The sequence below is a fragment of the Auraticoccus monumenti genome, from assembly GCF_900101785.1.
Classification (GTDB): domain Bacteria; phylum Actinomycetota; class Actinomycetes; order Propionibacteriales; family Propionibacteriaceae; genus Auraticoccus; species Auraticoccus monumenti.
This window is the reverse complement of the sequence record NZ_LT629688.1, coordinates 2,245,800-2,259,606: the sequence shown is the minus strand read 5'-3', so window position 1 is coordinate 2,259,606 and position 13,807 is coordinate 2,245,800. Positions and strand designations below refer to the sequence as shown.

Sequence of the window (13,807 nt, the reverse complement as noted above, 5' to 3'; positions counted from 1 at the left end):
AGAGGTCAGGCTGCTCTCAGTCCGGCGAGCAGCAGCTCCACAGCCGCTCGCGACTCCGATGCCCACAGCGGTCGCTCGATCGCGGACCCGATGCCGTGGAGCACGATCATCACCGCCCCCACGGTCGCGTCATCGCGGATGTCGCCGTCGGCGGCCCCCCTGGCCAGGAGGTCGGCGACCGTGCGCTCGAGCTCGCTCCCGCCGGCGACCTGCACCGCCGGGTCGACGACGGCTGCGAGCGTGCGTGCCAGGCCGGCGTGCGCCACCACGTGCTCGACGAAGCCGCGGAGGAAGGCGACGAGGTTCTCGCCGGCCGACCGGGTCGGGTCCCCGGCCTCGTCGAGCAGCGCGGCCACCTCTCCCTCGTACACGGCCGCAGCCAGCGCCTCCCGGGTGGGGAAGTGCCGGTAGAGCGTCCCCACCCCCACACCGGCCCGCGCCGCGAAGTCGTCGAAGCGCACCTGCTCGTCCCTGTCGAACACGTCCCGCGCAGCCGCCACGATGGCCTCCCTGTTGCGGCGCGCATCCGCCCGCAGCGCCCGTCCGTCGGTCACGGCGAGTCCTTCCTTGACAAGTGGAGGGTATCTCCATATCGTCCTAAACGGAGACATTCTCCACCTTATCGAGGGAGCCCGTCATGCGCATCCTGATGTTCGGTCGCGGGGTCATCGCGACGATCTACGGGCGCGTGCTCGGCGCCGCCGGACACGACGTCGAGTTCTACGTGCGCCCGGGTCGGGCCGCGGAGTACGGGGACGAGGTGCAGCTGGACTGGGTCGACGGGCGCCGGGGACCGTTCGGCCGGAGGGTCCGGGAGTCGTTCCGGGCTCCGTCGCGGGAGTCCCTCGACCCGGGACACGGGTTCGACCTGATCGTGCTCAGCGTCGGGCACCATCGCCTCGCAGAGGCAGCGGCGTTCCTGGCTCCTCGGCTCGGCGCGGCGACCGTGCTGGTGTTCGGCAACCTCTGGGAGGAACCGCTCGCCGCGGTCCAGCCGCTCCCGGCAGATCGGCTCGTGTTCGGGTTCCCGGGAGGGGGCGGCGGGTTCCGGGAGGACGGCGTGCTGTGGGGCGCGATGTTGCCGTCCGTCGTCATCGGGAGGAGCGACGCCTCGCCGCCGCGGCGGGAGCAGGAGGTGCTCGCCGCCTTCCGGCAGGCAGGCCTCGCCGTCCGCCGGGAGAACGACATGCGGGGGTGGCTGTGGCTGCACTTCCTCGCCGACGCCGGCATGTTCGCCCAGGCAGCGCGGAGCGGGTCGCTGGCGAACATGATCGGAGACCGTCGAGCGTTCCGGGACGCGTTCCTGACCACGCGCGAGCTGCTGCCCGTTCTCGAGGCCCGGGGGGTCGACCTCCGCCAGCACCGCGGCGCCCTGCTGCCGTACCGGCTGCCCCTCCTGGTCGCAGCGGCCTCCGGATGGGCGACGGCGCTGATCCCGATCGCCCGCCGAAGCCTCGAGGCACACACGGATCCGCACACCGCAGAGGCGCGCGCCGTCCTCGAGGACACCGTGCGCGAAGCACGCCGGCTCGGTGTCCCCACCCCGCGCCTCGAGCAGTGAGCACCACCGGTCGTCATCACGAGCTGCCCCGGGACGATGCTGGGTCACCTGGGCACGGACGCCGACGAGGCCCGAACTCCGTCCATCGAGTGCCCCCGGTGGGAGTCGAACCCACACTTGAGCGGGTTTAAGCCGCCTGCCTCTGCCCTTGGGCTACGGGGGCCCGGGCTGCATCGTAGGACCACCGGGATCGTAGGACCACCGGGCCGCTGCCCGCAGCCCGCTGGCCCGGCTCAGGCCGGGCGACCGACCAGCTCGAGCACGATCCCGTCGAGGATGTCGGACTCGCTGACGGTCAGCGCCGGGGCCTGGACGCGCTGGGCGATGCGCTCGGCGATCACCGCGCCGGCGGAGATGACGTCGGCCCGCATCGGGTGCATGGAGGGGATGTCGCGGAGCTGGCGCACCGACCGGTGCACGATCGAGTCCGCCAGCAGGCACAGCTCGTCGACGGCGATGGTGGAGCCGTGCACCTTGGACGGGTCGTAGACCGGGAGTCCCTGCTGCACCGCCGACAGCGTGGTCATGGTGCCGGCCACCCCGACCCAGGTGCGGGCGCGGTCCAGCGGGACGCCCGAGGCGTCGAGCTGGGCGTCCACGTGCTCGCGGGTGGCGAGGATCTCGGCCTGGCTGGGCGGGTCGCCGTGCAGCAGCCGCTCCCGCAGCCGGACCGACCCGATGTCGAGGGAGGTGGCGGCCAGGATCCGTCCCCCCTCGCCGAGGACCAGCTCGGTGGAGCCCCCGCCGATGTCGACCACCAGCACCGGCTCCTCGTGCTCGCCGATGCCGCCGACCGCGCCGGCGAAGGACAGCACCGCCTCCTCCGACCCGGTGATGATCTCGGCCTCGACGCCCAGCCGGGAGCGGACGCCGGTGAAGAACTCCTCGGCGTTGCCGGCGTCGCGGGCGGCCGAGGTGGCCACGAAGCGGACGTGCGCGGCCGGGACGTCCAGCTCGCGCAGCACGGCGGCGTAGTCGTCGCAGGCGGCGAAGGTGCGGGCCAGCGCGTCGGGGTGGAACTGCCCGGTGGCGTCGACGCCCTGGCCGAGGCGGACCATCTCCAGCCGGCGGTCGACCTGGGTGAGCCCGCCGTGGCCGTCGTCGTCGGCCACCAGCAGGCGGATCGAGTTGGTGCCGCAGTCCACGGCGGCGAAACGGCGGTGGGTGGTCATCGGGGCTCCTCGGCGTCGGCGGCGCCGGTCGGGCCGGCGTCCTCGGTCAGGCAGGGTCGGTGCCAGAACTCCCCGACGGCGGCCACGGCCTCGTCCCCGAGCACGCTGACCCCGGGGCCCGCGGCCAGGGCGTGACCGACCAGCACGTGCAGGCACTTGACCCGGTCCGGCATGCCCCCGGCGCTGACCCCGGCGATCTCGGGGACCTCACCCAGCCGGGCCCGGTCGGCGAGGTAGGCCTCGTGGGCCCGGGTGTGCGACGCCCGGAGCTCGGCGTCGATGCCCAGCCGCTCGGTCATCTCCGCCATCAGGCCGCGGGACTCGTGCCGGGAGCACTCGGCGGTGGCGCGCGGGCAGGTCAGGTAGTAGGTGGTGGGGAACGGTGTGCCGTCGGGCAGGCGCGGCTCGGTGGCCACCACCCCGGGCTTGCCGCAGGGGCAGCGCCAGGCCACCCCGGCGACGCCGCGCGGCGGACGTCCGAGCTGGGCCCCGACGGCCGCGCGGTCGGCCTCGTCCATCGGCTCCAGCCGGTCGGTGGTGCGGGTGCCCGCGGTCTCGTCCCCGCTCATCGGGGCTGGTCGGGATCGGGCACGGTGGCCTCCTCCTTGGGCGGCGGGGCGGGGTGGTCGGCCGCCTCGACGCTGCCGGCCATCCGCGCCCACCAGGCGTCGGCGGCGGGCTGCTCGCCGTCGGGGCGCGCTGACTCGATCCGGGTGCCGCCCTCCACGGGCTTGCCGTCGGCCCCGACCACGACGTAGCCGGTCTCCCCCGGCACGACCCAGCCGAGCCGCTCCCGCGCCTGGGCGCGGACGAAGGCCGGGTCCTCCCAGCGGTCGAGCTGGTCCTCCAGGTCGGCGATCCGGGCCTCGGTGACGGCGATCTCGGCGCGTGCCTCGGCGGCGTCACGCTGCTGGTCGAGGTAGATCCGCAGCGAGGAGGCGTAGGAGAGGACCAGCACCGCCAGCACCACCACCATCGCCACCGCGCGTCGGGTGATCCCCAGCGAGCGGGCGAAGCGGGGTACGACCACGGGAGGCTGCTCCACGGGGCTGGCCGGCGACGACGGTCCCCGCACCGCGGCCGGGGTGGCCGCGCGGGTGGACGTGCGTGAGCGCGTCCGGGCCGCGGTCCGGGTCCGGGGGGTCCCGCTCGCGCTGGGCGAGCGGGAGCCCCGGCCCGGGGCCGGACCGGTGCGGGGGGTGCGTCGCTGGGCCATCGGGTCTGCGATCAGACCGCGGTGTACCGCGGGAAGGCGGCGGCACCGGCGTAGCGGGCGGCGTCGTCGAGGTCCTCCTCGATGCGCAGCAGCTGGTTGTACTTGGCCACCCGCTCGGAGCGGGCCGGGGCGCCGGTCTTGATCTGGCCGCAGTTGGTGGCCACGGCGAGGTCGGCGATGGTGGTGTCCTCGGTCTCGCCGGAGCGGTGGCTCATCATGCAGCGGAACCCGTTGCGGTGGGCCAGCTCGACCGCGTCCAGGGTCTCGGTCAGCGAGCCGATCTGGTTGACCTTGACCAGCAGGGCGTTGGCGGCCTTCTCGTCGATGCCGCGCTGCAGGCGGGACACGTTGGTGACGAAGAGGTCGTCGCCGACCACCTGCACCTTGTCCCCCAGCTGGGCGGTCAGGGCGGACCAGCCGGACCAGTCGTCCTCGGCCAGCGGGTCCTCGATGGAGACGATCGGGAACTGGCGCATCCAGTCCTGGTAGACCGCGAGCATCTCCTCGGCCGACTTCTGGGTCTTGTCGAAGGTGTAGACGCCGTCGGCGAAGAACTCCGAGGCGGCCACGTCCAGGGCCATCACGATGTCGGTGCCCAGCGTCAGGCCGGTGTTGCCGACGGCCTCGGCGATCAGCTCCAGCGCGGCCACGTTCTGGGGCAGGTTGGGGGCGAAACCACCCTCGTCGCCCAGCCCGGTGGCCAGGCCCCTCTTCTTCAGCACCGCCTTCAGCGCGTGGTAGACGCTGGTGCCCTGCTCCAGGGCCTCACGGAAGCTGCTCGCGCCGATCGGGGCGATCATGAACTCCTGGACGTCCACGTCGGAGTCGGCGTGGGAGCCGCCGTTGAGGATGTTCATCATCGGCACCGGCAGGGTGTGGGCGTTCGGCCCGCCGATGTAGCGGAAGAGCGGCAGCTCGGCGGACTCGGCGGCGGCGCGGGCCACGGCCAGGGAGACGCCGAGGATGGCGTTGGCGCCGAGGTTGGCCTTGTTGTCGGTGCCGTCCAGCTCCAGCATGGTCTGGTCGACCAGGCGCTGCTCGTCGGCGTCGAGACCGTGCACGGCGGGGAAGATCGTCTCGATGACGTTGTCCACGGCCTTCAGCACACCCTTGCCGCCGTAGCGGGAGGCGTCGCCGTCACGCAGCTCGACCGCCTCGAAGGCGCCGGTGGAGGCGCCGGAGGGAACGGCGGCGCGACCCTCGGAGCCGTCGTCCAGGATGACCTGGACCTCGACGGTGGGGTTGCCTCGGGAGTCGAGGATCTCGCGCGCGTCGACGAATTCGATGTAGGACACGTAGGGCCTTTCGGTCGGGGCCGAGGCGAGGTCGTTGACCGCCCCGGTTCGTTCGGTCTCCGCGGCCCAGCGTAGACCTGTCCGAGGCCCCACCAGCCGACCACGGGCAGCGGGTCGCCGACCGGCAGGTGAACTCCGGCCGGTGGTGCGGGACCAGTGCCCGGGGTGGTCTGAGACCAGTGCGCCGGTGATGTCGAACCACGTCGCCGCTGGTCCGCTGGGAGGGGTCCGGCCGGGCGAACCGCGTGGACGCGGGCCCGCGTGGGCGGCGGCTGACCAGGCGTGAGCCTCCTCTCCGGCGAGGACGTCGAGGCCCTGGTCTGACGCACGTCGGGAAGAGCCCGCTGGAGCCGGAGACGTCGTGGACCTGGCTCGGGCGCCACGCCGCGGCGGCCGGCGGCATCCCTCGCGACGACGCTCCCGACGGGGTCTTCGCCCGGTTCGGTCGGGACCTGCCGCTGGCCTGGCGCAGGCACCTGGACCAGCTCGACGGGGACGACCGGCTGCTGCCGCGGGGACGTCCGCGCCAGCGGTGCTGATCGACTGGGGCAGCGACCACGGGTCCGACGCCGTGGACGGACCTGCAGCGGGTGCACCCGGGGGTGGGCGAGGGTCTGGTCACCCGGGCCGAGCTGAGGGGCTTCGCCTCGGCGGCGGGCCTGACGCTGCCCGCGGACCACGAGCGGGTGCTGGTGGCGATGAGCGTCCTGCAGCACCTCGACGTCGCCCGCTGGGTGCTGGACCGCCGCCCCCGACCTCTACCCCAGCCACCGCGACGCCGGACGCCGGGGCGTGTGCCAGCCCCTCGACGCCTGACCCCCCGTCAGAACCTGCACCTGGGAGCCCATCAGGCTCGTGGACGGCTTGTCGGGCGCTTGGGCCCAGCCCCTGACGCCTGACGCCTGACGCCTGAAGGGTCACGGACGCCACCACGCCCAGTGGCGAGTTGCCTCGAGGTGTCGCCTCGACCCTCCGCCGTGGGACCACTCGCGGCGAGTCGCCCCCGCGACGGCGGGCACGTCGGATGGGGGTGGAGGTACGGCGGCACCCTTCCGCCATACCGTCACAGCGGCACACCGACGCGTATCCAGGTCCGATCCGCTCGTGAACCGGCATTGCGGAAGACGCCGTGCGCACGAGAGGGGTCTGACCCACGAGCTCGGTACCGCCCCCGTCGGTCCTCGTCTGGAGAGATCCTCCAGCCAACCGCCTCGCCCATCACGACGTGGCGAGGGACTGCCGAGGAGCCGCGCTGAGGACGTGACTCGAGGAGGGCCTGGGCCGGCTCACTCGGTGGTGCGGACCTCGGTCTCCAGGGCCCGGAGCCGGCCGCGCAGGACCTGCTCGGCGTCGAGGCCGGACGCCTGGGCGCGGGCGACCAGGGCCAGCAGCCCGTCCCCCAGCTCGTCCTCGGTGACCGGGTCGGCGGGCAGGGCGACGTCGACGCCGTGGGAGCGGGTGCGGGACACCACCTTGTGCCCGCGGGTCAGCGCGGAGAGCCGGGCGGGGATGCCGTCGAGGGCGGACGTCCGCCCCTTCTCGGTCCGCTTCCGCTGCTCCCAGCTGCCCTCCAGGTCAGGCGGCAGGTCCGAGCCGGCGAAGACGTAGGGGTGGCGGGCCACCAGCTTGTCGGCCACCTCCCGGGCGACGTCGTCGAGGGTGAAGGTGCCCCGTTCGGCGGCGATGGTGGCGTGGAAGACCACCTGGAGCAGCAGGTCGCCGAGCTCCTCACGCAGGTCGGTGTCGGAGCCGTCCTCGATGGCCTCCACCACCTCGCAGGTCTCCTCGACCAGGTAGCGGACCAGGCTCTCGTGGGTCTGCTCGGCGTCCCACGGGCACTCCCGGCGGAGCCGCGTCATCACCTCGACGAAGCGGGTGACCTCGGCCAGCGGCCCGGGACCCGCGGTCGGAGCACTCACCCGGTGTAGGACTCGACCGAGAGCGAGCCGGTGCCGGTCAGACCCTCCTGCGAGGCCGGGTCCCAGGTCCCCCACCGCGGGTTGACCTCGACCGGGACGGCGAAGAACGCCTCCTGGAACGCCTCCGAGCCCATCCGCTGCTGCACCACCGTGAAGTCGATCAGCGCCTCGGCCAGCGGGGCGGCCTCGGGCACGGTGAGCAGCTCCTGGAGCTGGGGCTGGGCCTGCACGACCGCGGTGCGCTCCGGGCCCGTCACCGTCAGGTCGCGGCCGGCCTCCTGCTGGTCGGCCACCACCTCCTGGACCACGGCCCCCTGCACCAGCGAGGCGAAGACGGCCTTGCGGTTGATCTCACCCGGCTCCGCACCGAGGGCCTGGGCCACGCCGGTCACCGTGCTGTCGACGGTCGCGTTGCTGATCGTGGTGTCCCCGACCTCGGCGGCCGAGGACGGCGGTCGGGCGCAGCCGGCCAGCGCCAGCAGGGCCACCACGCCGACGGCCGTCGCCCGCACCACCCCGGAGCGTCGTCGGTCCGCCTGCCGATGCTGCTTCGTCGTTCCTCGCACGCCTGCTCCCCGTCCGTCGTCGACGTCGTCGCGGCCGATCCTAGTCAGCACCGGGACGCTCACGCGGCCACCGGCTCGCCGGCGAAGACGTCGCGGACCACCTGGTTGCACCACTGGAGCAGCTGCTCCCCCGTCGGTGCCGCCTGACCGAGCGAGGCCCGTGGCCGCGGCACCAGCACGAAACCGGCGGTCTCCTTGATCACCGAGCCCGGGTGCAGCCGCTTGAGCCGCAGCACCCTGGACTCGGGCAGCTCGAAGGGACCGAAGCGGACGTAGTTGCCCTGGCTGACCACCTCGGTGAGACCGGCGGCACGCGCGAGCAGCCGGAACCGGGCCACCTCGAGCAGCGTCAGCACCGACCCGCCGGGCGCGCCGTAGCGGTCCCGCAGCTCGGCCACGATGGCGGTGATGTCCTCCTGGCTGCGCACCTCGGCGATCCGGCGGTACATCTCCAGCCGCAGCCGCTCGGACTCGATGTAGTCCACCGGCAGGTGGGCCTCGACCGGCAGCTCGATCCGCATCTCCGGCTCGGGCTCGCCGCCGTCGCCGCGGTAGTCCGCCACCGCCTCCCCGACCAGCCGGATGTAGAGGTCGAAGCCCACGTCGGCGATGTGGCCGGACTGCTCACCGCCCAGCATGTTGCCCGCCCCCCGGATCTCCAGGTCCTTCATGGCGATCTGCATGCCGGCACCGAGGTCGGTGTGGGCGGCCATGGTGGCGAGCCGGTCGTGCGCGGTCTCGGTCAGCGGCTTGTCCGGCGGGTACAGGAAGTAGGCGTAGCCGCGCTCGCGACCACGACCGACGCGGCCGCGGAGCTGGTGCAGCTGGGAGAGCCCGAGCAGGTCGGAGCGCTCGATCAGCAGCGTGTTGGCGCTGGAGATGTCCAGTCCGGCCTCGACGATGGTGGTGCACACGAGCACGTCGGCCCGCCGCTCCCAGAAGTCGATCATCACCTGCTCCAGCCGTGCCTCCCCCATCTGGCCGTGGGCGGTGACCACCCGGGCCTCGGGGACGAGCTCGCGGATCTGCTCCGCCGTCCGGTCGATGCTCTGCACCCGGTTGTGGATGTAGAAGACCTGACCCTCGCGGCTCAGCTCGCGCCGGATCGCCGCCGCCACCTGGCCGCGGTCGTAGGGTCCGGCGAAGGTCAGCACGGGGTGCCGCTCCTCCGGCGGGGTGGCGATGGTCGACATCTCGCGGATCCCGGTGACCGCCATCTCCAGCGTCCGCGGGATCGGCGTGGCCGACATGGCCAGCACGTCGACGTGGGTGCGCAGCCGCTTCAGCGCCTCCTTGTGCTCCACCCCGAAACGCTGCTCCTCGTCGACCACGACCAGCCCTAGGTCCTTGAACTTGACCTCCCCCGAGAGCAGCCGGTGGGTGCCGACCACGACGTCGACCGAGCCGGCGGCCAGTCCGGCCAGGGTGGCCTTGGTCTCGGCGTCGCTCTGGAAGCGGCTGATCGGGGCGACCGTGACCGGGAAGCCGGCGTAGCGCTCGGCGAAGGTCTGGGTGTGCTGCTGCACCAGCAGGGTGGTGGGCACCAGCACGGCGACCTGCTTGCCGTCCTGGACGGCCTTGAACGCCGCCCGGACCGCGATCTCGGTCTTGCCGTAGCCGACGTCGCCGCAGATCAGCCGGTCCATCGGGATGATCTGCTCCATGTCCTTCTTCACCTCCTCGATGGTGGCCAGCTGGTCCGGCGTCTCGACGAAGCCGAAGGCGTCCTCCAGCTCGCGCTGCCAGGTGGTGTCGGCGCTGAAGGCGTGGCCGCGGGTGGCCTGGCGCGCGGCGTAGAGCTGGATCAGCTCGCCGGCGATCTGGCGGACGGCCTTGCGGGCCCGGGTCTTGCGCCTGCTCCAGTCCGCGCCGCCCATCTTGTCCAGCGTCGGGCTCTCCCCGCCGACGTAGCGGGTGACCAGGTCGAGCTGGTCCATCGGCACGTAGAGCCGGTCGCCGGGCTGCCCACGCTTGGAGGGGGCGTACTCGATCACCAGGTACTCCCGGGTGGCCCCGCCGGCGGTGCGCTGCACCATCTCGACGTAGCGCCCGACGCCGTGCTGCTCGTGCACCACCGCGTCCCCGGAGACCAGCTGCAGGGGGTCGATCTGGTTCTTGCGGCGGGCCGGCATCCGACGCTGGGACTTGTCGGCGGCCCGCTGGCCGGACAGGTCACCGGCGGTGAGCACGGCCAGCCGGGTGGACTCCATCCGGAAGCCGTGCCGCAGCTCGGAGGTGACGAGGCTGACCACCTGCTCCTCGGGCACGTCGGGCAGGCCGTCGAGCACCCGGGCGCTGATGTCGGAGTCGTTGAGGACCTCGCGCATCCGCTCGATCAGGCCGTGACCCTCGGCGGTCATCACGATCCGCCAGCCGGCGCGGACCCCGCGGGCCACCTCGGCCACCATCGCCTCGGTGTCGCCCTGCCAGGAGTCGATCGCGCGGGCGTCCACGCTGCGGGTCGGCACGCTGGCGAGGCCCTCGCTGGCGGAGAGGTCGACGATCTCGCCGTCCTCGGTGCGGACGGGGAGCCCGTCGCCGCCCTCGGGTCCGGCGTTGAAGGAGGAGAAGCTCCACCAGCCCTGGCCGCGGTCGCGGGCGCAGGCGCGGACGTCGGCCAGCGAGCGGTAGGCGGACTCACCGAGGTCGATCGGCGCCGCACCGCCCCCGGCCGCGCCGGCCCAGGAGGCGTGCAGGAACTCGTCGGAGGTGCGGACCAGGTCGTGGGCGCGGGTGCGGACCAGCTCGGGGTCCTGCACGACCACCAGGGTGTCGGCCGGCATCACCTCGACCAGCAGCTCCATGCCGTCCACCAGGACCGGGGACAGCGACTCCATGCCCTCCACCGCCTGGCCGTCGGCGATCTTGCTCAGCATCTCGGCCAGCTCGGGCTGGTCGCTGACCAGGGCGGCGGCGCGGCCGCGGACGTCCTCGGTGAGCAGCAGCTCCCGGCAGGGCTGGGCCACCACCGAGGGCAGCGTCTCCTCCCCGGAGCGCTGGTCGGCCACGGCGAAGAGACGGATCTCCTCGACGGTGTCACCGAAGAAGTCGATCCGCACCGGGTGCTCGAGGGTGGGCGGGAACAGGTCGACGATCCCGCCGCGGACCGCGAACTCGCCCCGGCGCTCGACCATGTCCACGCGGCTGTAGGCGGCCGCGACCAGCGCCTTGACCAGGTCGTCGGGGTCGGTGTCCTCCCCCACCACGACGCGCACCGGGCGCAGGTCGGCCAGCCCCCTGACCTGCGGCTGGATCATGCTGCGGATGGGCGCGACCACCACCCGCGGAGCCGCCTCCTCGTCCTGCCCGGTGACCCGGCGGAGCACGTGCAGCCGGCGGCCGACCGTGTCGGACCGGGGGCTGAGGCGCTCGTGCGGCAGCGTCTCCCAGGCCGGGTAGTAGGCCACCTCGCCGGGGTCGAGGAACGAGCCGAGGGTGGCCGACAGGTCCTCGGCCTCGCGGTAGGTCGACGTCACCAGCAGCAGCGGGCGCCCCGACCGCTCGGCCAGCGCCGCGGCCACCAGGGGTCGCAACGGGGCCGCCACGGTCAGGTCGAGGACGTCCGCGCCGCGGGTGCGGGCGTCCTCGATCGACTCGGCGATCACGGGGTCGGTGGCGACGTGCTGAACGAGTCCTGCCAAGGTCACCGGAACAACCTAGTCGCTGCCTCCGACACTCCCCGGCCGGTGCGGTGCCCGCTTGGTCAGCACCACCGCGCCCTCGAACGGGGAGGGTCCGGGAGCCGGGCGGTAGCCGGCCCGGCGGTACAGCCGGTGGTTCCGCTCGCTGCCGGCACCGGTGACGAGCCAGAACCGCTCGGTCCCGGGCGGGGCCACCGCCTCGGCGTGGGCGAGCAGCCGGCGTCCGAGCCCCTCCCCCTGCCGGTCGGGGGCCACCATCAGCCGCCCGACCTCCCACCCGCGCTCGTCCAGGTGGCCGCGGACCGAGGCCACCAGCCGGCCGCCGGCGCGGACCACCCAGGTGGCGTGGGTCAGCAGGGCGGCCCGGACGGTCTCGAGGTCCTCGTGCAGCGCCGGGATCCGCACGCCGGGGTTGTCGCGCGCCTCGTCCAGCCAGCAGGCCCGCTGCAGCACCAGCAGCTCGGGGGCGTCGGCGGGGACCGCGGGCACGATCTCGAGGTCCTCCACCGGCGCCGCCGAGGCCGGCGCCAGCAGGTCCGGGCGCCGGGCCGCGGTGCGCTCGAGACGCTGCCGGTGGCGCCAGGTCGCGATCCTCGTGTGGTCACCGGAGACCAGCACCGGCGGCACGTCCAGCCCGCGCCACGACGGCGGCTTGGTGTAGACGGGGTACTCCAGCAGCCCGTCCTCGTGGGACTCCTCGACCAGGGACTCCGCGTTGCCGACCACCCCGGGCAGCAGCCGCCCGACCGCCTCGGTGACCGCCAGCACCGCCACCTCACCACCGTTGAGCACGTAGTCCCCGAGGGAGACCAGGGTGACGTCGAACCGCTCGGCCGCCTCCACCTGGACCCGCTCGTCGATGCCTTCGTAGCGCCCGCAGGCGAAGACCAGCCAGGGCTCGGCGGCCAGCTCGCGGGCCATCGCCTGGTCGAACCGGCGACCCCCCGGGCTGGGCACCAGCAGCCGGGGGCGGACGCCGGGGCCACCCGAGGCCAGCACGTGGTCCAGGGCGCGTCCCCACGGCTCGGGCCTCATCACCATGCCCGCCCCGCCGCCGTAGGGGGTGTCGTCCACGGTGCGGTGCCGGTCGGTGGTGAAGTCGCGCAGGTCGTGCACGGCCAGGTCGATCAGGCCGGAGCGTCGGGCCCTGCCGATCAGCGACAGGTCCAGCGGTGCGAGGTAGTCGGGGAAGATGGTCACCACGTCGATCCGCACGGGCGTCATCCTCTCACCACGTCGCCGGCCCTGGCCCGTCCGCGGCCTAGAGTTCGCTGAGCCGTCCGGGGACCCGACCGGCAGCGAGGAGGGTGGACCGATGGCCACGACGTTCGACACCCGACCCCTGACCCGCCCGGTCACCAAGGCGGAGACGTCGGAGTTCCGCCGGGCGATGCTGCGCAGCGGGGAGGCCGGCTGGCGTCCGAACACCGCGGGCGCGGTCGCCGTGGTGGCCCTGTTCGCCGTCGTCCTGCCGACCGTGATCACGGCGAACGTGGCCTTCCGGGCCGGGTGGAGCCTGCGGACGTCCCTGCTGCTGTGGGCCGCGCTCTCCGTCGGGGTCGTCGTCGTGGCGGTCCTCCGCCGCGGCCGGGGCGGGAACCACTGGGTCCGGCTGCTGAGGGCGTGGGAGTTCGCCCGCGCCAACGGCATGCGCTTCTCCCCGCAGTCGGCCGACCCGCCGTACCAGGGGGCCATCTTCGGCCTGGGACGCGACCGGCGCGTGCTCGAGCACGTCTGGTCCACCGACGGTCCGGTGGCCGACTGCGGCCGGTACCGCTACACCACCGGGTCGGGCAAGGAGAGCAAGGTCCACCAGTGGCAGTTCGCGGCCATCCGTCTCGAGGGCCCGCTCCCCCACATGCTGCTGGACGCCAGGGCGAACAACACGTTCATGGGCAGCAACCTCCCGACCAGCTTCGACCGCGACCAGCGGATCAGCCTGGGCGGGGAGTTCGACCGGCACTTCGACCTCTACGCCCCCGACCAGTACGGCCACGACGCCTTCTACGTCTTCACCCCCGACCTGATGGCGCACCTGATCGACGAGACCCACGCCTTCGACGTGGAGTTCGTCGACGACTGGATGTTCCTCTACACCCGCTACGACCTGTCGGTGGCCGAGCCGGCGACGTGGGAGCGGCTGGCCCGGATCAGCGACACCGTCACCGCCCGGATGCGCGACCGCTCCCGCACCTACCGCGACCTGCGGGTGGCCGACCAGGCGCAGGCCCCGCTGCCGCCGGGGATGGTGGCCCACGCACCGGTGCACGCCCCCCACGCCATCGCCCCCCAGGGCCGGCGGCTGCGTCGGAAGAGGTACTGGCTGCCGACGGCGCTGATCGTGGGCGGCTGGTTCGCCTTCCAGGCGCTGCGCTCGTGGCTGGACCGCTGACCGCCCCGGGCCGGACCCCGAGCGGCGGGGCCTAGGCTCGCAGAC

11 protein-coding genes and 1 tRNA gene are annotated in these 13,807 nt (G+C 73.6%); 2 read left to right on the top strand and 10 right to left on the bottom strand.

Annotated elements, in window-relative coordinates; genetic code table 11:
* Positions 1 to 5 precede the first annotated feature (5 nt).
* On the bottom strand, positions 6 to 554 hold the full coding sequence (locus tag BLT52_RS10440) for a TetR/AcrR family transcriptional regulator (protein ID WP_231946253.1): 549 nt from the start codon (positions 552 to 554) through the stop codon (positions 6 to 8).
* A gap of 83 nt (positions 555 to 637) precedes the next feature.
* Here BLT52_RS10440 and BLT52_RS10435 point away from each other — a divergent pair, with 83 nt between their 5' ends.
* On the top strand, positions 638 to 1,561 hold the full coding sequence (locus BLT52_RS10435; RefSeq protein ID WP_090593105.1) for a ketopantoate reductase family protein: 924 nt from the start codon (positions 638 to 640) through the stop codon (positions 1,559 to 1,561).
* A gap of 90 nt (positions 1,562 to 1,651) precedes the next feature.
* Here the strand turns inward: BLT52_RS10435 and BLT52_RS10430 are convergent.
* The 9 genes from BLT52_RS10430 to trmD all read right to left on the bottom strand — a co-directional run bounded on the left by BLT52_RS10430 (position 1,652) and on the right by trmD (position 12,585).
* Positions 1,652 to 1,724 (bottom strand) — tRNA-Leu (locus tag BLT52_RS10430).
* Between the two features lie 70 nt (positions 1,725 to 1,794).
* Positions 1,795 to 2,733, bottom strand: coding sequence for a Ppx/GppA phosphatase family protein (locus BLT52_RS10425; protein ID WP_090593101.1), 939 nt, complete (start codon positions 2,731 to 2,733; stop codon positions 1,795 to 1,797).
* Entirely contained in the window at positions 2,730 to 3,302 is a 573-nt protein-coding gene (locus tag BLT52_RS10420) for a DUF501 domain-containing protein (RefSeq protein WP_090593082.1), read from the bottom strand. Before BLT52_RS10420 ends, BLT52_RS10425 begins: the two co-directional genes overlap by 4 nt.
* Complete coding sequence (locus BLT52_RS10415) at positions 3,299 to 3,763, bottom strand: FtsB family cell division protein (protein ID WP_157677061.1); 465 nt, start codon at positions 3,761 to 3,763, stop codon at positions 3,299 to 3,301. Before BLT52_RS10415 ends, BLT52_RS10420 begins: the two co-directional genes overlap by 4 nt.
* Before the next feature lie 197 nt (positions 3,764 to 3,960).
* Positions 3,961 to 5,244, bottom strand: coding sequence for a phosphopyruvate hydratase (gene eno, locus BLT52_RS10410; RefSeq protein WP_090593075.1), 1,284 nt, complete (start codon positions 5,242 to 5,244; stop codon positions 3,961 to 3,963).
* A 1,286-nt stretch (positions 5,245 to 6,530) separates the two neighbouring features.
* Complete coding sequence (locus BLT52_RS10400; RefSeq protein WP_090596594.1) at positions 6,531 to 7,103, bottom strand: MazG family protein; 573 nt, start codon at positions 7,101 to 7,103, stop codon at positions 6,531 to 6,533.
* Between the two features lie 56 nt (positions 7,104 to 7,159).
* Positions 7,160 to 7,678 (bottom strand): hypothetical protein, encoded by a 519-nt coding sequence (locus BLT52_RS10395; protein WP_090593069.1) that lies wholly within the window; start codon positions 7,676 to 7,678, stop codon positions 7,160 to 7,162.
* Positions 7,679 to 7,788: 110 nt separating this feature from the next.
* Complete coding sequence (mfd, locus tag BLT52_RS10390) at positions 7,789 to 11,376, bottom strand: transcription-repair coupling factor (RefSeq protein ID WP_090593067.1); 3,588 nt, start codon at positions 11,374 to 11,376, stop codon at positions 7,789 to 7,791.
* 9 nt (positions 11,377 to 11,385) lie between these two features.
* Complete coding sequence (trmD, locus tag BLT52_RS10385) at positions 11,386 to 12,585, bottom strand: tRNA (guanosine(37)-N1)-methyltransferase TrmD (protein WP_197678994.1); 1,200 nt, start codon at positions 12,583 to 12,585, stop codon at positions 11,386 to 11,388.
* Positions 12,586 to 12,685: 100 nt separating this feature from the next.
* On the opposite strand from trmD, the gene BLT52_RS10380 reads away from it, so the two are divergent.
* The gene (locus BLT52_RS10380) at positions 12,686 to 13,762 is read left to right on the top strand and encodes a hypothetical protein (RefSeq protein WP_090593061.1); all 1,077 of its coding nucleotides are present in this window, start codon (positions 12,686 to 12,688) and stop codon (positions 13,760 to 13,762) included.
* The last annotated feature ends 45 nt before the right edge of the window (positions 13,763 to 13,807 follow it).